At 28.5% G+C, this 19,595-nt stretch carries 20 protein-coding genes; 13 read left to right on the forward strand and 7 right to left on the reverse strand.

Features of this window, described 5'->3' with window-relative positions; all coding sequences use genetic code 11:
• Window positions 1-182 precede the first annotated feature (182 nt).
• The 4 genes from B3N22_RS17450 to B3N22_RS17465 all read left to right on the forward strand — a co-directional run bounded on the left by B3N22_RS17450 (window position 183) and on the right by B3N22_RS17465 (window position 3,543).
• Entirely contained in the window at window positions 183-1,376 is a 1,194-nt protein-coding gene (locus B3N22_RS17450; RefSeq protein WP_286909040.1) for a S1C family serine protease, read from the forward strand.
• A gap of 215 nt (window positions 1,377-1,591) precedes the next feature.
• The gene (locus B3N22_RS17455) at window positions 1,592-2,491 is read left to right on the forward strand and encodes an N-acetylglucosamine kinase (protein ID WP_286909042.1); all 900 of its coding nucleotides are present in this window, start codon (window positions 1,592-1,594) and stop codon (window positions 2,489-2,491) included.
• A 142-nt stretch (window positions 2,492-2,633) separates the two neighbouring features.
• The gene (locus B3N22_RS17460) at window positions 2,634-3,245 is read left to right on the forward strand and encodes a GNAT family N-acetyltransferase (protein ID WP_286909044.1); all 612 of its coding nucleotides are present in this window, start codon (window positions 2,634-2,636) and stop codon (window positions 3,243-3,245) included.
• 7 nt (window positions 3,246-3,252) lie between these two features.
• Complete coding sequence (locus B3N22_RS17465; RefSeq protein ID WP_238905979.1) at window positions 3,253-3,543, forward strand: DUF503 domain-containing protein; 291 nt, start codon at window positions 3,253-3,255, stop codon at window positions 3,541-3,543.
• A gap of 26 nt (window positions 3,544-3,569) precedes the next feature.
• Here the strand turns inward: B3N22_RS17465 and B3N22_RS17470 are convergent, their stop codons facing one another.
• Together B3N22_RS17470 and B3N22_RS17475 are read right to left on the reverse strand one after the other, a co-directional pair.
• Window positions 3,570-4,667, reverse strand: a complete 1,098-nt coding sequence (locus tag B3N22_RS17470; protein WP_286909047.1) for a glycosyltransferase — start codon at window positions 4,665-4,667, stop codon at window positions 3,570-3,572.
• 9 nt (window positions 4,668-4,676) lie between these two features.
• A complete protein-coding gene (locus B3N22_RS17475) occupies window positions 4,677-5,150 on the reverse strand; it encodes a hypothetical protein (RefSeq protein ID WP_238905983.1) in 474 nt (157 codons plus the stop codon).
• Window positions 5,151-5,333: 183 nt separating this feature from the next.
• Here B3N22_RS17475 and B3N22_RS17480 point away from each other — a divergent pair, with 183 nt between their 5' ends.
• Window positions 5,334-6,206, forward strand: coding sequence for a CsxC family protein (locus B3N22_RS17480; protein WP_238905985.1), 873 nt, complete (start codon window positions 5,334-5,336; stop codon window positions 6,204-6,206).
• Between the two features lie 53 nt (window positions 6,207-6,259).
• Here B3N22_RS17480 and B3N22_RS17485 read toward each other — a convergent pair whose 3' ends face one another.
• Window positions 6,260-6,835: a hypothetical protein gene (locus B3N22_RS17485; RefSeq protein ID WP_286909051.1), complete on the reverse strand. Its 576-nt coding sequence runs from the start codon at window positions 6,833-6,835 to the stop codon at window positions 6,260-6,262.
• 358 nt (window positions 6,836-7,193) lie between these two features.
• Between B3N22_RS17485 and B3N22_RS17490 the strand changes: the two genes are divergently transcribed.
• The 4 genes from B3N22_RS17490 (at window position 7,194) to B3N22_RS17505 (ending at window position 11,085) form a co-directional block, all read left to right on the forward strand.
• Entirely contained in the window at window positions 7,194-9,077 is a 1,884-nt protein-coding gene (locus tag B3N22_RS17490; protein ID WP_286909053.1) for an FAD-dependent oxidoreductase, read from the forward strand.
• A gap of 108 nt (window positions 9,078-9,185) precedes the next feature.
• The gene (locus tag B3N22_RS17495; protein ID WP_286909055.1) at window positions 9,186-9,569 is read left to right on the forward strand and encodes a NusG domain II-containing protein; all 384 of its coding nucleotides are present in this window, start codon (window positions 9,186-9,188) and stop codon (window positions 9,567-9,569) included.
• A 12-nt stretch (window positions 9,570-9,581) separates the two neighbouring features.
• Complete coding sequence (locus B3N22_RS17500; RefSeq protein ID WP_073022542.1) at window positions 9,582-10,103, forward strand: Gx transporter family protein; 522 nt, start codon at window positions 9,582-9,584, stop codon at window positions 10,101-10,103.
• Between the two features lie 16 nt (window positions 10,104-10,119).
• Window positions 10,120-11,085: a polyprenyl synthetase family protein gene (locus B3N22_RS17505; RefSeq protein WP_286909057.1), complete on the forward strand. Its 966-nt coding sequence runs from the start codon at window positions 10,120-10,122 to the stop codon at window positions 11,083-11,085.
• Between the two features lie 15 nt (window positions 11,086-11,100).
• Here the strand turns inward: B3N22_RS17505 and B3N22_RS17510 are convergent, their stop codons facing one another.
• The gene (locus B3N22_RS17510; RefSeq protein ID WP_286909059.1) at window positions 11,101-11,991 is read right to left on the reverse strand and encodes a LysR family transcriptional regulator; all 891 of its coding nucleotides are present in this window, start codon (window positions 11,989-11,991) and stop codon (window positions 11,101-11,103) included.
• A gap of 165 nt (window positions 11,992-12,156) precedes the next feature.
• Between B3N22_RS17510 and B3N22_RS17515 the strand changes: the two genes are divergently transcribed.
• Window positions 12,157-13,263 carry an extracellular solute-binding protein gene (locus B3N22_RS17515; protein ID WP_286909061.1) on the forward strand — a complete coding sequence of 369 codons (1,107 nt, stop codon included), beginning with the start codon at window positions 12,157-12,159 and terminating at the stop codon, window positions 13,261-13,263.
• A gap of 51 nt (window positions 13,264-13,314) precedes the next feature.
• On the opposite strand, the gene B3N22_RS17520 is transcribed toward B3N22_RS17515, so the two are convergent.
• On the reverse strand, window positions 13,315-14,448 hold the full coding sequence (locus tag B3N22_RS17520) for a glycosyltransferase family 4 protein (protein ID WP_286909064.1): 1,134 nt from the start codon (window positions 14,446-14,448) through the stop codon (window positions 13,315-13,317).
• A 122-nt stretch (window positions 14,449-14,570) separates the two neighbouring features.
• Here B3N22_RS17520 and B3N22_RS17525 point away from each other — a divergent pair, with 122 nt between their 5' ends.
• The 3 genes from B3N22_RS17525 to B3N22_RS17535 are packed head-to-tail and all read left to right on the forward strand — an operon-like array spanning window position 14,571 to window position 17,371.
• A complete protein-coding gene (locus B3N22_RS17525; RefSeq protein WP_286909066.1) occupies window positions 14,571-15,590 on the forward strand; it encodes a CotS family spore coat protein in 1,020 nt (339 codons plus the stop codon).
• On the forward strand, window positions 15,587-16,315 hold the full coding sequence (locus B3N22_RS17530; protein WP_286909068.1) for a hypothetical protein: 729 nt from the start codon (window positions 15,587-15,589) through the stop codon (window positions 16,313-16,315). Before B3N22_RS17525 ends, B3N22_RS17530 begins: the two co-directional genes overlap by 4 nt.
• Before the next feature lie 12 nt (window positions 16,316-16,327).
• Window positions 16,328-17,371, forward strand: coding sequence for a CotS family spore coat protein (locus B3N22_RS17535; RefSeq protein WP_286909070.1), 1,044 nt, complete (start codon window positions 16,328-16,330; stop codon window positions 17,369-17,371).
• Window positions 17,372-17,389: 18 nt separating this feature from the next.
• Here the strand turns inward: B3N22_RS17535 and B3N22_RS17540 are convergent, their stop codons facing one another.
• Together B3N22_RS17540 and B3N22_RS17545 are read right to left on the reverse strand one after the other, a co-directional pair.
• Entirely contained in the window at window positions 17,390-18,133 is a 744-nt protein-coding gene (locus B3N22_RS17540) for a TIGR03915 family putative DNA repair protein (RefSeq protein WP_286909072.1), read from the reverse strand.
• Window positions 18,134-18,144: 11 nt separating this feature from the next.
• Window positions 18,145-19,455 carry a putative DNA modification/repair radical SAM protein gene (locus B3N22_RS17545; RefSeq protein WP_286909074.1) on the reverse strand — a complete coding sequence of 437 codons (1,311 nt, stop codon included), beginning with the start codon at window positions 19,453-19,455 and terminating at the stop codon, window positions 18,145-18,147.
• Between the last annotated feature and the right edge of the window lie 140 nt (window positions 19,456-19,595).

The raw sequence follows: 19,595 nt of genomic DNA on the forward strand, positions 1-19,595 counted from the left end.
AACAGGTTGACCGGTCAACCTGTTGTCCAGTCATTTAAAACTAATGTTGTAGTTTATAAATACGGTTAAAATATGTGAAAAAATATTACTTTATATTTGTCATTAAGATGACACAGTATTATTTTATATTTTAAATATGGATATAATACTTAAAATAATTGATTATAAGGAGGTTTCTTTTCATGAGTGATTTTAGAAATGGAGATTCTGAGAATGGAGAAACATATTCACCTAATTTTGTAATGATTGGTGATGGGAAAAATAATAAAGGAAAAAATAAAAAGGAAAAAGGTAATGGAATAGGCAAATATTTATTAGTAGGTTTAGTTACGATGGCCTTAACTTTATCAATATCTATTCCTTCGACCTATTATATTATTAAAACAGCTCTTGAGAATGGAACATTAAAGGGAACAAGTGAAACGAAGAATATATCATACACAACTCCTAGTTTCACAAGTAATACAACTTCATTAAGCGTAACAGATGTAGTTAATAAAGTTGCTCCAGCAGTAGTAAGTGTTTCAACTAAAAGTTCTGTAAGTAATGGATTCTTTAATCAACCACAAGAGGGTGTGGGATCAGGATTTATAATAAATGAAGATGGTGATATATTAACTAATTACCATGTTGTTCAAGGTGCTACTGAAGTAAATGTAACCTTTAATAATGGAAAAGAGTATAAAGCCAAAATAGTAAATTATGATGCTAATGCAGATTTAGCTATGATAAGGCTAGTAGAAAAAGTTGAGGTGCCAGGGGTAGCAACTTTAGGAGATTCAGATTTACTTCAAGCAGGTCAAGAAGTTATAGCTATTGGAAATCCATTAGGAAAAGAGTTTGTTGGAACGGTTACTAAAGGTATAGTAAGTGCTGCTAGCAGAAGTCTTCAAAATCAAGATGGTAGTACATCAGTATATATTCAAACAGATGCTGCAATAAACCCAGGAAATAGTGGAGGACCTCTAATAAATGCTAATGGAGAAGTTATAGGAATTAATTCAGCTAAGATTAGTGAAGCTGGTGTAGAAGGAATAGGATTTTCAATTCCTATAAACTCAGTAAAGGATAAAATAGGAGCATTAAGCAAACAATCTTTAACATTAGGTATAAGTATAAGAGATTTAGATAAGAATGCAGCAAAACAGTATAAGTTAGTTGAAGGTATATATGTTGCAAGTGTAGTAGAATACTCACCGGCAGAAAAGGCAGGAATTAAAGCTGGAGATGTTATAGTAGGATTTAATGGAAAGAGCATTAAAACTTCATCAGAACTTTCGGAAGAAAAGAATAAGCTAAATGAAGGCGATAAAGTTAAAATAGTTGTTAATAGAGATGGGAAAGAAGTTACACTAGAAATTACAATGTCAGCATAAGATAAAAGGTACTAAATAATTCGGTAGGTTATTTAGTACCTTTTTTTAATCATTTAAAGTTTGTAATTTATGAAATTAAGAGATTTTAAATGTATGAACTAAAATTGTAAGAATGAGACCTTGCGAATGAAGTTGTACATATATATACTAGATTATAGAATGTACATAATTATAATGTATCTTATTAGAATTAATTATTATATGTGGAGGTTTGTATGGTTAATTATGTTATTGGAGTAGATGGTGGTGGAACTAAAACTGAAATCGTTGCCTTTGATTTAAATGGAGAGATTATGGATAGAGCATTAAGAGGTTTCGGTAATCTTCTAAATGGTAAAAAAGAAGGTTTAGATAATATTCTATCGGGTTTAAAAGAATTGATAGACAAGTTAGGATTAGAAGGACTAAAGGGCGTATATCTAGGACTAGCTGGATCAGAATCAGGGGATAATTCAAAGATAGTTTATGAAGCTATAAAGAAAAAATTTAATATATCATCAGTAATAATGAATGATAGTCAATTGGCTCTTAACGCTTTATTAAGGGGAGAAGATGGAATTTTAACCATAGCTGGTACTGGCTCCATAGCATTTGGAATAAAAAATGGACAAGAAGCTAGATGTGGAGGCTGGGGCAATCTTTTAGGTGACGAAGGTAGTGGATATAAAATTGCTATAGAGGCTTTAAAAAACATGATATACGAGTATGATTATGGTTTCCAACTTAGTGTTCTTTCTACTGAGATATTAAAATTTTTAAATAAAAAAGAGGTTAATGAGATAATAGAGTTTGTATACTCAAAGACAAAGGATGAGATTGCATCTATAACCCCTATTGTTGCTAAGTTAGGGGAAATGGGGGATGATATTTCTATTAAAATTTTAAGAGATGAAGGAAAAGCTATTGCACAAACTACTGAGAGAATATTCAATAAGTTGAATTTTGAAAGCTGTAAGATAGGTATAGTGGGTGGTGTTTTAAAGAAATCTAAAATAGTAAGGCAAGAATTTGAAAGATATTTATTAGAAAATATAAAAGTAGATGCTTTTATAGACGAGGACACATCACCAGCTAAAGGAGCCTATTATATGTATTTAAAGAATTTCTTGGTTTAATATACTAAGTAATTAAAATAGAAAGATTCAAACTTTAAGAAAAGTTTCTCATAATTTTGAGGAGCTTTTTTACTAAAAAGTATTCATAACAAGTAATTTTAAAAGTATAAATATTATATAAATAATATTTAGGAGAATTTCTATGGAATTAGTTGCTTATATGAGACTAAATTACTTGGAAAAAATATTTAATGACTTTGTTGAATTAGAATTAGATGAATATATTTTAAGAAAACCGGACAAAAAGGATGGAAAAGATATTATAGAAATTTATAAAAATAGAAAAGAGCCTATATTTTATAGATCGCCTAGTAGTATAAATGAGAAGTATGCTAGAGTATTTATAGAAGAGCTTTTAGAAGAGTATGATAAACGAGAACGAATAGATTGGGTAGTAATAGATAAGAATAGTAATAAGGTAATAGGTCTAATAGGGTTATTTTCTATAGACTCTCAAGATTCAAGGGGAGAGATAGGGTATATTCTTAATGACGAATATACGAATAAAGGAATAATGAGGCATATACTAAAATGGTTTGTATATTTCTGCTTTACTTATATCAATCTTCATAAATTAGAGGTAAATATAAATTATAAAAATCTTCCTTCTTTAAAGGTTGCTAAGAATGTAGGATTTATTGAAGAAGGTTTAAGAAAGAATTATTACTTTAATAGAATTGAAGGAATTTATGATGATGTAATATTGATGTCTATAATTAACGAAGATTGGGAAATAATATTAGAAAGAATATAACTTAGAGGTGTTTAGATTGATTATAGGTACTGCTGAGATAGTTATTAGAATATCTTGGGCGAATAGTTTAAAAGAAAAACGTATGGTTTCTAGAAGTATATTGGCTAAAATAAAAAATAAGTTTAATGTTTCTGTAGCTGAGATAGAAAGTATGGATGAACATAAAAAGTTAACTATAGGATTATGTTGTGTAAGTAATAGCACAAATAAATCAAATGAAATTATAAATGAAGTGATTAATTTTATTTATGATAATACCGAGGGTGAAGTTATTGATGTGTTAACAGAAATATTATAATAGGTGGATAAGTCATCCACCTATTATTATTTTTCATACAAGTTAAATAGTTCTTTTAAATCTCCGACAACTGGAGTAGATAAGTTTCTGGTTAATTTTCCCTTTATATTTTTTCTCGAGTATAAGGTTTTAATCATATCTACAGCTATATTTAAGTTAGCTGAATCTATAAAGAAAGCAGAGTTTTTCAAGACTTCTTTATTAGAAGGCGTATCATTTACTATAACTACAGATTTACAGAGTACAGCCTCCACTGATGATAGAGGGTAGGAGTTATATATAGAAAAGTCAATTGTACATAATGCATTAGAATAAAAGTAAGGTAAATTATGCTGAGGTATTTTACCTAAGAATATAATCTTATCTTCTAAAGAAAGTGATGATGCTAGTTCTAAAATATGTCTGTAATAGGCGTATTTTTTTTTCTTATAATCTCCAATTAAAACAAGCTTCAGAGGCGTAGATGCTAGATTTTTTAAAATATAAATAAGTTTCTCAATAGATTTTCTTTTTGAAATATCACCAACATAAAGTAGAAATGGAGAATTTATATTATAATTATTTAAAATAAACTTAGATGATTCTAATGTATCTTTAGGAGAAAATATCTCGTTTATTTTTGGATAAGAGCATATTATTTTATCCTTCATTTTAGGAAAGGTTCTTAAAACATCCTCCTTAAAAGCTTTAGTTGGTACTAATAGATATTTACAAATTTCTAAAGCGTATGGAACTCTCTTATAAAAACTTCTTTTGAACTTATCATCTACAAGAGTGGGCTCTAGATACGGTAATAAAGTATTCAGAGAAACTATATAGTTATTTATAGGCTCTTCAGGTGCAAGAAAGCCATTATTTGGATCGTGATAAAGATCTATTTCATATCTATTTATAACATTATTTATATTAGGGGAAGGATATATACTCCTATCTATATTAAGGTAAAGGGGAGTTACATTCTTAAATGATAAATCGGAAGTTGGCTTATCTATATTATAAAGAAGTACATTAAAATCTATTTCATCTTCGGTGTTATTGATTAATGAAATAATCTCATTAGTGTAGGATCCTAAGGAATTTCCTACATGATGAGTAATTCCAAAACCATCAAATAGAATTTTCATAAAAACCTCCTAATAAAATTCTGAATCAGTATCGTATCTCGAGGTTTGAGAGTTGGGTTTAACGCCATATTTTAAGAAGTAGCTTATATAGTAGTCAATAATATTTGTGTCAGCTACATAGAAGTATCCATGTATTAGATGAACTTGAACATTTTTTAATGATTCTCTAAGTGGAGTAATAAAGCTACCATTAAAAGGGGCCTTTTTTGTAAGATTAACCTCGTCATCATTATCATCTGCATAAGATATCTTAAATTCCTTTACTCCCTCAAAATAATTTATCTTGCTGTCTGCTGTTAATAGGCTTTTAAATGAAACAATTTTTAGAGATAAATCTATACTTATTAATTTCTTTAAAGGATAGGATTTGTCGGATAGAAATAAATAATCTTTATCTTCCATTAGATAACCGCGTCTTAAAGAAATGTTTTGTAATTCTTCTTCAGTTAGGAATCCATTAAGTAGAATTTCTTCTGTATCCATATAAACCTCCACAATTCATTTTTAATTATTATATGTAATAAATGAGTTATATGTTAATTTGAGGAAGAAAAATATATTTTAATATAAATAACACAAAACTGTCGAAAGGTGTAACAACATGTGAAGTAGAGAATATACTATTATTACAGAAGATAACTCGATGGACAAGAGGAGGAATAACAAATGTCTAAAAAATACTGTTCAAGTAAAATATACTCAGAAGAAGTAAATTTAAGCTCAAGCACTAATGCATCAATAAACCCTAGATGTAGAGTAACTTATACTAGGCTTCCTGTTTTATTATCAGTTAGAGATGTACAAATCGATTTACAATCTTGTATAGAATTATGTGACGATTTATATGAAATAAAGAGGGTAAAGAAAGAAGTATATATAACTCAATGTAAACTTATGGTTAATTGTGGTAAAGTAGATCCTGTAAACCCTGATAAAGGATATGGAAAGCTATTTTTAACTGGATATATAGAAAAAAATATAGAGTATGCAGTTGCTGGAAAACCAGGTTGTAACGGACAAATTATGGTTGGAGCAATAAAACACGCTACAGTAAAAGTTCCATTTAGTACAGCTACAGAAATCGACTATATCCAAAAACCAGTAATAGAATGTAGAGAAAATGGAAAAGAAATTAACTACTTCACTAAATGCAATAAATCAATAGATTGTTCTTGCGGCGGATTTGAAATGGGTAATTCTAAATGTGAATGGGATTTTGCTGATAAGATAATTTATATTGAAAAACCATTCTGTAGATTAGCAGAAGCTAGAATATTTGACGCAGACCAAGCTATAGATAGTGAAGATGTTGGTGGAAAAGACTACGGTTATGATAACTACAATGAATTTGCAGAATATGATGAATTTGAAGAATACGGAAAAGAAAAATGCAAGAAACATGGAAAAGATGATAAATGTGAAAATGTTTGTCAAACTCAAGAATTTAAGTTCAAAAAACATCATAAGATAGTAGAAAGAATGGTAGCTTATTTAAAGATAGAATTATACCAAGAACAATTAGTTTATTTAGATAAATAAAAAATGAAGGAGGTATAAAGTCATATGACTTTATACCTCCTATATTTAGTAAATTATTTCTTTAATTCTTGTACTCCAGTTACAGAACTCTTATCATCCATTTTGAATGTAGATTTTGCTGTATCAGTAGTAAAGTATAAGTTTCCATCGATTTTAGCATCAACTAATTGGAAGTTATCAACAGATACATAAACATCACCTTTGAAAGTTCCGCTTTGTATTCTAGCATTTGGGCTAGTAACTGTTAATTTTGGAGCTGTTAATGTAAATCTAGCTGTTACATTGCGATCAGCATCTTGAGTATAAAGACCTATTTTACGTTGGATAACATCATTACCCTTATCGTCTTTTTTACCATTTTTAAATTCGCCTTCTAATTTGATTTCTTTATCAACTTTAAGATCTCCTAAAGTTGCAATGATCCAAGTACCTTCTTTGCTAGCTGCTTTTACAAAAGCATCAGCATCGTTAACTATAGATGCAGTAGTTACAGCATCAGTTTTGTCTTCTGTTTTAGTAGGTGTGTCAGTGTTAGTTTTTGCAGTGTCTTCTTTCTTTCCGCAACCAGCAAATATAGTTACAGCTAAAGTAGCAGCAGCGATAACACTTAGTAAAGTTTTCTTTTTCATTGAGAGAATCCCCCTTAAAAATATAATTTATATTATAATATTGTGAAAAAGTTGACAAGAAAGATATTATTTCCATCAACATTTTTAATTATACACGCTTTTTCGAATAAATATAATTAAAGTTACTTATGTTATATTAAAAAAACTTATATGATTTTTATATAGTGAAAATGTTTAAGAAACCTTGAAAAGCAGGTTGTTAAAAAGAAAACGGGATTGATAAACTATTAACCTAAATAAGAAAATGACACTCTTTATCTATAGACATAGCGAAAAAAAAAGGATAAAATGAATATGGATTTGTATTTAAGTATGTTTTCTAAACAAAAATGTAAGAATAAATTAAAGAGGTGGTAAAATGTCTAATAAGAAAAAGATACTTGTTCTTGGAGCAGGTTATGGTGGAGTTCATTCTGCTAAAAAATTAGCAAAGAAATACAAAAAGAATGATGATGTTGAGATTACATTAATCGACAAAAATACCTTCCACACATTAATGACTGAATTACATGAAGTAGCTGGTGGAAGAGTTCATAAGGAGTCAGTTCAAGTCGATTTAACTAAGATTTTTGCTAGAACAAAAGTTAATCTAGTTACTGACTATATCGAAAAAGTAGATACTGATAAAAAAGTTGTAAAAACAACTCACGGTAGCTATGAATATGATTATTTAATAGTAGGTACAGGTTCAGAACCAGCATTTTTTGGAGTACCAGGGGTTAAAGAAAATGGATTTACTTTATGGTCTTTTGAAGATGCATTAGAAATAAGAGAACATATTCAAAAGATGTTTGAAAAAGCATCTAAAGAAAGAAATGTTAAAGCTAGAAAGAAGATGTTAACTTTTGCTGTAGCAGGTTCAGGTTTCACTGGAATAGAAATGGCTGGGGAACTTATTGAATGGAAAACAAAGTTAGCTAAAGAATACAATGTAGATGAAAGTGAAGTTAGATTATTAGTTGTTGAAGCTATGGGAACAATTCTTAATATGTTAGATAGACAACAAGCTGACAAAGCTGAAAGCTATATGGTTAGAAAAGGGGTAGAAGTACTTAAAAATTCCCCAATAGTAGAAGTTACTGAAGATAAAATAGTTCTAAAAGACGGTACAGAAATAGAAACTAATACTTTAATTTGGACTTGTGGTATACAAGCTAATGCAGAAGTTAAAGAATATGGATTAGAAACTGCAAGAGCAGGAAGATTACAAACAAATGAATACATGCAAGCAGTAGGTAAAAAAGATGTGTTTGTTGTTGGGGATTTAACTTATTTTGAAGAAGAACCAGGAAAAGGAACTCCTCAAATTGTTGAAGCTGCAGAGCAAACAGCAAATACTGCTGTTAGTAATATAGTTGCATCAATAGAAAATAAAGAAATGACTAAATTTAAATCAAATTATCATGGATTTATGGTTTCTATTGGAGGAAAATATGGAGTTGCTAACCTAGCGGGTATAAAATTATCTGGATTCCTTGCTTTATTTATGAAACATATGGTTAACCTATATTATTTATGGGGTGTAAATGGAATAAATGCATGTTATCATTATTTAAATCATGAGTTCTTCTCAATAGAAGATAAGAGAAACATAATGAGAGGACATTTAGCTTCAAAAGGTAATAGATTATGGCTTGTTCCATTAAGATTATATGTAGGAGTTATTTGGCTACTAGAGGGTCTTAAGAAACTTGTAGGTGAAGGAACTTGGGATGATAAAGGAATAAAAGGATTTTTCAATATTTTCTCCAATGGATTAGCAAATGATTCATGGTTTAAAGCTGGAAATGTTAAAATGCCATTTGACTGGGTTCAAGCAGCTGCTAACTCTGGAGCATCTGAAGCAACAACTGATGCTGCAACAGCGCTTCCAGTTCCAATGTTAGAACATATGCCAAAATTCTATGAAGCTGTTATGAAAATAATGATTCCAAATGCTGATGTAGCGGTATGGTTCCAAAGAATGGTTGTTTTACTAGAGTTAGGTATAGGTTTATGCTTATTAGCAGGATTATTTACTTTCTTAGCTTCAGCAGCATCAATATTCATGGGCTTTAACTTTATATTATCAGCTATGGGTGAATGGAGTATATTATGGTATATATTCTCTGCGATTGCTTTAATGCAAGGAGCTGGTAGAACATTTGGATTAGACTATTATGTGATGCCATGGATAACAGAAAAAGTAGGGAATTATTGGTTGGGTAAAAAAGTTCCTGTATATAAACAAGGACAAAAATAAATTAAATTATATTAATATGGTAAACTTAATAAGGTAGAGTGAATTCACTCTACCTTATGATTATTTATACAGTTTAAGAAAAAGATTAGAGATTGGAGAAGAAATGATATGATTAAAAAGTGGGATATAGTAATTATTATTCTACTTGTAGTGCTATCTTTTATTCCAGAGGTAATTTTTGGTGTGGTTTTGAATAAAAATTACAATAGTAAATATGCTCAAATTACTGTAAATGGAAAGGTTTATAAAAATATACCTTTATCAGCCCACAAAGGGGAAGAAATAATAGAAATAAAAACTGAATCGGGAATTAATATAGTTTCAGTTAAAGATGATACGATCGCAATTATTGAGGCAGATTGCCCTGATAAAGTCTGTGAGAAACCAGGCTATATAGATAAGGTAGGCGAACGTTTAGTATGTTTACCTCATAGAGTGTTGGTAGAAATTAAAGGAGATACTTCAGATGATGGAGTGATTCTTTCATATTAGAGGTGAATTTATATGAGAAAAACGACCAAACTAGTATATATGTCATTATTGGTTGCTCAAGCATTAGTATTACATATATTTGAAAATATGATTCCGGTTCCTTTCGCAACTCCAGGAGCTAAACTTGGATTAGCAAATTTAATAACGGTAATTGCATTATATACACTAGATAAAAAAAGAGATGTATTTTATATTATTATATTAAGGCTAGCTTTAGCAACAATGTTTGGAGGAAACCTATCCTCTTTTATGTATTCATTTTCTGGAGCCTTGCTAAGTTTTTTAATAATGATAATAGTAAAAAAAATTGGAGCAGACAAAGTAAGCATTATAGGGGTAAGTTGCGCTGGTGCTGTTTTTCACAATGTTGGGCAACTTTTAATAGCGTCTTGGATAGTTAAGAATATAGGGGTTATGCTATATTTACCAGTATTATCTTTAGTAGGAATTCTTACTGGATTTTTTATTGGACTGACTGCGAACTATGCCTTAAAGCACATGTCTAAACTTCCGTATTTTGGTAAAATATCTTAAAAGTTGAGGCGATTATATGGATAAAATGTGGGATAGTAATATATATATTAAAAATGAGTTAGAAGAAGTAGTAAAACTCATGAAGAAAAATGCAAAATGTAAAGATAAGTTTATAGAAAAATCTATCATTGAACTTATAGAATCAGGTGGGAAAATGCTAAGACCTGCTTTTGTTATAATAAGCTCTAAATGGGGAGAAAGTAATGAAGGAAAGGTAAGAGCATTAGCATCTGTAGTAGAAATGTTACATATGGCTACCTTAGTTCATGACGATATTATAGATGATGCAAAGGTCAGAAGAGGTAGTGAGACAATCCAATCAAAATACGGTAAAGATTATGCAGTTTATATTGGAGATTATCTATTTTGTGCCTGTTTTAGATTGCTAGCATCAGAAGGATCTTTACAAAGTATAAAGATAGATTCTAAAGCCATGTCTAGAATATGTCTTGGAGAAATAGAGCAACTTAATTCTAAATTCAGTGAAAAATTATCGGTTAAAAATTATTTATCTAGAATATCTGGAAAAACAGCAGAATTATTTTCACTTTCTATGTATATAGGAGCTGCAGAAAGTAATTGCTCTGAAAAACTATGTAGAGAGTTTTGGAATATAGGTCACAATATTGGAATGGCGTTTCAAATAATAGATGATATTTTAGACTATACAGGAACTGATGAAAGCATTAAAAAATCTGCAATGAATGATATAAAACAAGGTATATTTACCCTGCCATTTATAATAGCATTTAGAAACGATAAGAAAAAAATAGAACCGTATATGAAAAAAGAAACATTTGATGACAAAGATGTGTATGAAATAATTAAATTGGTAAGAGAAAATAAAGGGGTAGAAAAGGCAAAAGAACTAGCACTAAAATATACTAATAAGGCATTTAAGAGAATAAATAAATTGCCTGATAACGAGTATAAAGATGTATTAATAGAAGTTATAAAAGGATTACTTATGAGAAATTATTAGATTAGAAAAGGGCTCTTATTTTAAGAACCCTTTTATTTTTTTCTTGAGAGTATCAATAAATGCTTTTTCATCCATGTAAAACGATCTGTTTACTAATAGGTACATGGAATAAGAAAGTGTAAAGTTGCTTATTTTCACCTCTTTAAGATTGTGATCTTTAGTATATAATTGTGCAACTGTTTTAGGAGCAAAAGATATGGCTTCATTAAAAAGTAATGCATTTAAAGCAGTGAGTGGTGAGTCAGTAGTAAAAAGAACATTTAATGAATCACTATTTGAGTTAAAAGAAGATAGTTTATCTTCAACGTATTTTGATATATTTGTATTATTATTAACTATTATTATAGGAAGAGTAAGAATTTCTTCTATAGAATACTCATCTTTAATATTAAACTTAGGGGATGCTATGGCTACAAACTCATCATCAAAAAGCTTTTGGCATACTATATCTTCTCTTAGAAATTTTTCACTACTAATTATTATGTCGAATGAACTTGAGTTTAAGGACTCCTCATTAAATGGTGTTTCTATAGAAGATAAATTTATTTTATAATTTTTGAAGTTTTTTTTGAAGTCTCCTATAAAACCTGGTAGAATAAAGTTTTTTACGTAGGAAAGAGAATAGATATTTACTGTCTTTTTATTGTTTTTATAAGCATTTAGTTCTTCTAACATTCTACTGTAGCTTGTGAGGATTGTTTTAGTATACTTTAGTGCTATTTCACCTTCAGGGGTTAAATTAACTCCTTTATTGCTTCTTTCTAGAAGTTTGGTATCAAGTTTATCTTCAAGCTTAATAAGTTGCTGTGACAATGCTGATTGTGATATATGAGATTTTTTTGCCACAAATGATATATTTTTAGTGGTTGCAATATCGTAAAAATATTTTAAGTTATCAATGTGCATTATACATTTTACCCTCCTTATTTTCTATATAAATCCATTAATAATTATAAAATATAATTCTACATATTGCAAAAGAATAATCATTTTCAATTGAAAATGGATAGGTTTGATATATTAAGATTTTTGTGTTAAGTTTATAGTAAGTTCGCTTTAAGGAGTTTATTTATGAGAAATTTAAAGAAAAATATAATAGTATTAATTATGATTACTCTACTTGTTTTATCTATGTATAAAGTGTTTAAAATTATTAATAATAAGGAGTTAGTTGGGAGTATTGAGGTTATAACTGACGAAGAAAATTATGTTTACTTAAAAGACTCAGCAGAAAAGTTTATGAGTGCAAATAAGAAGAGTAAAATTAATGTTACCAAACATAATAAAGATGAAATGATAGAATATTTAAATAAAGCATCAAATGTTGAAAATGAAATAAATCTTATGATGTTAGATTCTAAAACATTGAGAAGTATAAATGATGATTCTTTAGAAAATATAAGCTATCAAGATAACATAATAGATAGTTACAGTAAGAACTTTAATTTATGGAGATTAAATGAGGTGAAAAAAGGTGAACATTACTTAGGTATACCAATACAGAGCAATCCTCAATTTTTAATTATTAGAGAAGATATATTGAACCAATATGGATATAAATCAGAAGATATAAGAAGTTGGAATGAATTAATAGATTTATATAAATATATAGATAGTAAATCTAACAATGAAATAAGTTTATTTTCATATGATTTAACTACTATTGAGGAGATAGAAAAGATTATTATTTATCAAGGTGGTAATATAAATCAAGCGGAAGAAATAACTAATATAATTAAAGATGATAATTTAATGGGAAAAGAAACTCCACTAGGGTATATCGCTGATAAAAATAATTATAAAAATATTATTAACAATAACTTAAAAAACTCCTTAAAAGCTATAATGATTCCAGCTATTGTAGTCGGAGGTAATAGAGCTGTTTCCTTTGATGGAGATAATATTGTTGCGTTGAAGAGTGAGTATGAAAGGCAAGAGGTTGCTAATAGATTTTTAAGATTCTTAATAGACAATCAAAATCTTATTAGCGTGGATACTTTAAACAATGAAGGATTTTTCCCAAGCTCGAGAGCTTTTTATAATAATATAGTTGTAGATAAGGAGTTTGAAGAAATTAATAATCAAAAAGTGTTATCCATAATGACTAATATTGTTAATAGAGTTCCAGATACAACAGATTATGATAGAATAGATGATATATTAGATGTTAGAAAGTAGAAGTAGAAAGATATCTCAAAATAACTATTTAAAGTATTTTGAGATATCTTTTTATTCAAACAAGTATTTTTCATTGATTTTATTGTAAGCTTTTAGAGTTTCTTTGGCTGTATTCTCCCAAGAATAATATTTACTTCTTTCAAGACCTTTTATACTTAAATCTTCACTAAGGTTTGAATCTTCAGATATTTTGACTAAGGCATTTGATATATCCAATATATCAAGTGGATTTATCAATAAACCATTATCACCTACTACTTCAGGGATTGATGTTATATTTGAGGTTATAACAGGAGTTGCACAACTCATTGCCTCTAGTGGGGGAAGTCCAAACCCTTCATAAAGGGATGGATAAACAAAAGCTTCACACGCATTATATAATACAGGAAGATCAGAGTTTTCACAAAAACCACCAAATACAATATTTTTTTGTAAAGACTTATCTTGAACTAATTGTTTTAATTTTTCTCCTTCTTCTCTCAATGAACCAATAATCAATAGGCTTCTTTCTTTAGGAAAGCTTCTAAAAGCTTTTTCAAATGCTAAAATTAGTCCTTTGACATTTTTTCTTGAACTAAATCCTCCTAGATATAAGAAAAAAGGAGTATTTATACCATACTTCTCTTGAACATGTTTTTTGCAAATATCCTTATTTAAAGGTCTGTAATTTTCATTAGCAGCTAGAGGAGTAACAAAAACATCATCCTTATCAATTTCAGGAAAAAATCTTAAAATATCCTTTTTAGAGTAATTTGAAACTGTTAATATACCATGAGAGTTATCCATTATTTTGGGCATTGTTGTTAAGAACTTTTTCAAGTAACCTTTACCTACAGTTTCAGGTAATATATAAGGTATAAGATCATGAATAGTAACGACTTTTTTGCAATCTATATTCTCTTCTAATCCAATTCCGTTTTGAGGAATATGATAAATATCTATAAGCTCTTTTTTTACAAATGAGGGTATATAGTAAGATTCAAAAAATCTTTGATGTTTTTTAGAAGCCATTAATATTTTTGTTTTATCATTATGAAAAGAATCGTAGTCTCCACCAGACCAAAATATATGGTAAAAATCTTCTCTATTTAAGTTGATCATATTTACTAATAAATTATAAGTATAGGTGCCTATACCAGTTCCTTTATACCAGTTTAACCCTCTAGCATCTACGCAAATCTTCATACTACTCCCCCAGTACAATGTTTATAATATATAAATATGATATATTTTTCCAATGGTGAATAATTCACACATGAATAATTATTCTCATATAATAAATGAGGATTAATCAGAGGAGGAACTTAATGGGACTAAGTAATCTAAAAGATTTCTTAAATGAAAAATACGATATAGAGGTAAAGGATATCGTTAAGAAAAAAAATATATATATTGTAAAAGGTGATGATAGAGAATATTGCTTAAAAACAATTAATTACAGTTATTCTCACTTTAAATTTATTTTATCTGCTATATTACATCTTCAAAAAAAAGGTTTTAAGAACATTCCTCCTATACTTAAAACTAAATTGGGGATGGATTATATAGAGTATGATAACAAGTACTGCTATTTATCTCCATGGATACAATCACGCGAAAGTAATTACGATAATATTCATGAATTATTAGAGGTAGCTAAAAAACTTGCAGAACTTCATTTATGTAGTCAAGGTTTCACAATAGATCAAGATATGAAACCAAGAATATACTGGTTTAAATGGATAGAAAATTTTAATGTAAGAGGAAAAGAAATATTAGATTTCAGGAATCGTATCTACCAAAAAGCATACAAAAGCGATTTTGATAAGCTATATCTAGAAACTATGCAGAATCAGCTAACAATAATAGAAAAAACTATAGATGGTTTAAAGTGTTCTAATTATATAAATAGGATGAATAAAGAAGTTATTAAAAGGGGATTTTGCCATCATGACTATGCCCATCATAATGTTCTTAGGGCATATGATGAAGAATTATATGTTATTGATTTCGATTACTCAATTCTAGATACTAACCTGCACGACCTCTCGTCATTAATTATAAGGTCTATGAAAAATGGAAAGTGGAGTAAAAATAAAGTGAAAGAAATATTAGCTAGCTATTCGAGTATTAATTCTTTAGAAAAAGGTGATAGCAAAATTATATCTTCTTTTATAAAATTTCCTCAACAATACTGGCAGTTAGGAATACAGTATTATTGGGAGCAACAACCCTGGGAAGAGGACTTTTTTCTGAATAAACTAGAAAAATATCTAGAAGATTGTGAAGAAAGAGAGGAATTTGTTGAAGATATAAAGCAATTAGAGAATGGTGGAGAAAATATATGAAATTTTTGACCATAGAAGAGTACTTGAAAAACAGAGGAATTACCATTTTAAAGAATAAAGAAAAAGTAATAGCCAAACAACTTAATGAGGGAGAGGTATACTTTCAACTAAATCTTATTAATAAAATTCACAAAATCTTGAGAGAATATCCTAGCAATTTTATACCGTCTATCCAAAGTACGATTGGAGAAGATTATGAACAAATTAAGGTTCTTCAAAAAAGAGTAAACAGGTATTTAGAAGTCGGATATTTCCCGGGAAAAATTGAAGAAAAAGTTGAAAATATTTTGAATTTATCTAATTTAGCTGTAACTCAAATAGAGAAATCAGAGTATTTGTCTATATTTAGAAGAGCTATGGATAATAAAGAGATTACGTTAGGCTATTGTGATGATAAAAATTTAAATTATAATAAGGGGATTATTATATATGATCTAAAGGGGATAGCCTATAATTTTGTAGAAAGTGATTATGGAAAGTTTTTATTGAAAATTAAAAGAAGGATAAAGATTATTAACTATAATGAAGCTATAGAATTTATATTGACTCAAGAAGGTTTAGACGATAATTCTAAAAAATATTTAAATGGCTATATTTCTTTTCCGCTAGAGACGTTAAAAACTCTGCAAAAATATAAAGAAGGGAAGAAACAATGGAACGAAGAAACCTTCTATTATAAATTTATGAAGGCTTATGAATTTGATAATAGTATTACATTATTATAGAAGGGTGATTTTATGAACAAGCTTAGATATTCGGATGAAAAATACCTTTGTGATTATGATTTAGACACTGACTTATTTGAATTATTTGATTTAAAGGTTGAGGATTTAATACCTTTACGAAGTGTATATATTTTGATTACTGATAAAGGCAAAAAAATATTAAAAAAAATAGAAAATACAGAAGATATGAAATTTATAACTGCAGCTTTAGATTACATTAAGGATGGTTATTCAGATATATTAACCTTTGTTAAAGCTGGGGATGGAAATTATTATGTAAGATGGAAAGATGGTATATATTGTGTTATGGAATTGATTGAGGGAAGGGAATGCTGTTGTTCAAATCCTTTAGATGTAGTAATAGCATCAAAAGCTCTAGCGCAATATCATAAATCTTCTCTAGGAATATTAAAGTATCTTGAAGGCAGTAACTTAGAAATTTTGAAAAGTAACTTAGGGAAGTTTCCTAATAAATTTAATGAAGCAAAAGAAAATTTACTCGATATAAAACAAAGAGTAGGTAAATACGGATATAAGAATACCTTCGATAAACTTCTGCTAGAGAGTATAGATGAACAAATAGAGAATATAAATGAATCAATAAAGAGAATAGAAAAGTCAAATTATGAAAATTTATGTAGAGATGAAAGTAAGATAGTGTTATGTCATAATGATTTGGCACATCATAACATTATACTGTCAGAAGATAGAGCTTATTTTATAGATTTTGAATATTCTTTAGTAGATATTAGAGTTCATGATATATGTAATTTTTTGATGAAATCTATAAAAAATTATGGATATGATTTTGATAAAAGTATAGAAATAATAAATGCCTATGATTCAGTATGGAAGATAGAAAAGGATGAATTAGAAGTATTATATGCAATAATGATTTTTCCAAATGATTATTATAATTTGGTATACAATTACTACAATAAGAAAAAGAATTGGAGTTATGAATCCTTTTTATCAAAGTTTCAAAATAAATTAGCAGATGAACCAGATAGAAAAGATTTTCTGAAAATATATGAAGAAAAAAAGATTACAAAATAAAACCAGAATTAACTGGTTTTATTTTGTTTCTAAAAGATGTTTCCAATAACGTTTAGGCATTTTGTTACTTTGAAGCCTCAAGTTTTGTCTAGATAATATTGTGGTCGAGTTATAATAAGTCTTCCATAATTGTGTTATATCTTCTTTATAATTTTTTAATGCATCATAATAATTTATTGACATAGAGATGATTTCATAGTCATTTTGTAGTGAACTATAAACTAAAGCTAATTCTCTTTTAATATCATGTATTATAAAATTTTCATTACAAAATCTTTTGGTAAAATGATAACTTAATAATTCTAAAATATTGTGATCAGGTTCAATAGATGAATATAACATTTGGTTGTTAATCAAAGAAAATCTAACAAAGCCTTCAAACATATGAGTTTCCTTCAAAACCTTATTTCTAAGAGCTAATATGTTTTTAACCCTACTATCATAAACGTGATGGTTAATTAAAGAACCTAATTTAAAAGCTAGTTGTATATATTTAAAAGCTAATGAGAAACAGTCTTTGGTATCGGATAAATAAGCATAGTAAATATTCTCTACAACCTCTTCTCCAGTATTTTTTAGTAGAGAGGTATATACCTTATTTGCTTTTACATCATCTGTAGCTATATATTTTTTTTCGTATAATAAATTTTCTTCAAATGAATGTTTAGAAAATATTAAAGAAGTATTTTTGTATGAATAGTAACATTCATATATGCAAGTTAAAAATCCATTAAAACTTCCGTCATGTATTAGTACAATCATAAAACTCCTATCTATAGATTACCACTTATACTGGTAATTCTATCTTCTGGTTTATTTAATGATAATTGAGAGAAAAAACTTAGTTGAGTATAGTCTTCTGAATTATTATAAACTTTAATTTTTTTGTCAGTTAGTTTATTTTCAATTAGTAGAGGGTCAAAATAGGTATCACCTAAGTACTTACCCTTACATAATATAAAATATTGTGCGCGTTTTAGTACAACTCCGAGGCTCTTTAAATCTTCATAGGATAACGAGTGAACTCTTCTAGAAATCACTATTCTTTTAGCTGATTTTAGTCCTATACCAGGAATTCTAAGTAAAGTTTCATAGGGGGCTTTATTAACTTCTATAGGAAATAAATCAATGTTATTTAGCGCCCAAAAACTTTTTGGATCAAGTTTTAAATTAAGACTAGGATTTTTTTCGTTAAGCAGCTCAGAGGCTGTAAAACCATAATAACGGAGTAACCAATCACTTTGATATAGTCTGTGCTCTCTAATTAGTGGAGGCACTGATATTGAAGGGAGAAGTTTATTGTTTTTTACAATTGGTATGTAAGCTGAATAATAGACTCTCTTCAATTTGTAGTTTTTATATAAATTTTCGCTTAAAGTAAGAATATCCTTATCATGTTCGTTAGTTGCTCCCACTATTAGTTGGGTGCTTTGACCGCCAGGGACAAAGGTGGGAGAATGAGAAAAAACTCGTTTATTATAATTAAATTCATTTATTTCTTTAGCTATTGTTTTCATAGGAGAAAGTATGTCGATTTTTGATTTTTGAGGAGCTAAAAGCTTTAATGAAGAAGCTGATGGAAGTTCTATATTAACGCTCATTCTATCTGCATATTTGCCTAATTCTTTAATCAATACTTCATCACAGCCGGGAATAGCCTTAACATGTATATAACCATTAAACTTATGAACTTGACGTAATAATTTTAAGGTTTTTAATAGCAATTCCATAGTATAATTAGGACTTTTTAAAATTCCTGAACTTAAAAATAAACCCTCTATGTAATTTCTTTTATAAAAATTAATTGTTAAATCACATATTTCTTCAGGCGTAAAAGCGGCTCTTTCACAGTCATTAGACATTCTATTTTGACAATAAGCACAATCATAGACACAATAATTAGTTAATAGGATTTTTAATAAGGATATACAACGTCCATCAGGAGTGAAGCTATGGCAAATTCCACTGCTCGAGGTATCTCCTAAATAATTTTTCTTACTAGACCTACTAGATCCAGATGATGAACATGAAACATCATATTTAGCACTATCCGATAAAATACGAAGTTTGTTAATTAAATCCATAAAAATCACTCCTAAAAATTAAGCTAAGTATATTATATAGCAAACATATGTTCTAAGTAAAGGGGGGATTATAATATATAGTGTTTATTAAGTGTTAAAGAAGCTCCAATCCATATTTAATTTCATGGATTGGAGCTTTA

This window comes from Clostridium sp. UBA1652, from assembly GCF_002320975.1.
GTDB classification, from domain to species: Bacteria; Bacillota; Clostridia; order Clostridiales; family Clostridiaceae; genus Clostridium_T; species Clostridium_T intestinale.

Bases quoted from the DNA above. Each gene is read 5' to 3' on its own strand.
- B3N22_RS17530 (WP_286909068.1), top strand. From the start codon at position 15,587: ATGAAATTTTTGACCATAGAAGAGTACTTGAAAAACAGAGGAATTACC.
- B3N22_RS17515 (WP_286909061.1), top strand. From the start codon at position 12,157: ATGAGAAATTTAAAGAAAAATATAATAGTATTAATTATGATTACTCTA.
- B3N22_RS17540 (WP_286909072.1), bottom strand. From the start codon at position 18,133: ATGATTGTACTAATACATGACGGAAGTTTTAATGGATTTTTAACTTGC.
- B3N22_RS17500 (WP_073022542.1), top strand. From the start codon at position 9,582: ATGAGAAAAACGACCAAACTAGTATATATGTCATTATTGGTTGCTCAA.
- B3N22_RS17480 (WP_238905985.1), top strand. From the start codon at position 5,334: ATGTCTAAAAAATACTGTTCAAGTAAAATATACTCAGAAGAAGTAAAT.
- B3N22_RS17510 (WP_286909059.1), bottom strand. From the start codon at position 11,991: ATGCACATTGATAACTTAAAATATTTTTACGATATTGCAACCACTAAA.
- B3N22_RS17475 (WP_238905983.1), bottom strand. From the start codon at position 5,150: ATGGATACAGAAGAAATTCTACTTAATGGATTCCTAACTGAAGAAGAA.
- B3N22_RS17460 (WP_286909044.1), top strand. From the start codon at position 2,634: ATGGAATTAGTTGCTTATATGAGACTAAATTACTTGGAAAAAATATTT.
- B3N22_RS17520 (WP_286909064.1), bottom strand. From the start codon at position 14,448: ATGAAGATTTGCGTAGATGCTAGAGGGTTAAACTGGTATAAAGGAACT.
- B3N22_RS17495 (WP_286909055.1), top strand. From the start codon at position 9,186: ATGATTAAAAAGTGGGATATAGTAATTATTATTCTACTTGTAGTGCTA.
- B3N22_RS17470 (WP_286909047.1), bottom strand. From the start codon at position 4,667: ATGAAAATTCTATTTGATGGTTTTGGAATTACTCATCATGTAGGAAAT.
- B3N22_RS17525 (WP_286909066.1), top strand. From the start codon at position 14,571: ATGGGACTAAGTAATCTAAAAGATTTCTTAAATGAAAAATACGATATA.
- B3N22_RS17455 (WP_286909042.1), top strand. From the start codon at position 1,592: ATGGTTAATTATGTTATTGGAGTAGATGGTGGTGGAACTAAAACTGAA.
- B3N22_RS17545 (WP_286909074.1), bottom strand. From the start codon at position 19,455: ATGGATTTAATTAACAAACTTCGTATTTTATCGGATAGTGCTAAATAT.
- B3N22_RS17535 (WP_286909070.1), top strand. From the start codon at position 16,328: ATGAACAAGCTTAGATATTCGGATGAAAAATACCTTTGTGATTATGAT.
- B3N22_RS17490 (WP_286909053.1), top strand. From the start codon at position 7,194: ATGTCTAATAAGAAAAAGATACTTGTTCTTGGAGCAGGTTATGGTGGA.
- B3N22_RS17505 (WP_286909057.1), top strand. From the start codon at position 10,120: ATGGATAAAATGTGGGATAGTAATATATATATTAAAAATGAGTTAGAA.
- B3N22_RS17485 (WP_286909051.1), bottom strand. From the start codon at position 6,835: ATGAAAAAGAAAACTTTACTAAGTGTTATCGCTGCTGCTACTTTAGCT.
- B3N22_RS17450 (WP_286909040.1), top strand. From the start codon at position 183: ATGAGTGATTTTAGAAATGGAGATTCTGAGAATGGAGAAACATATTCA.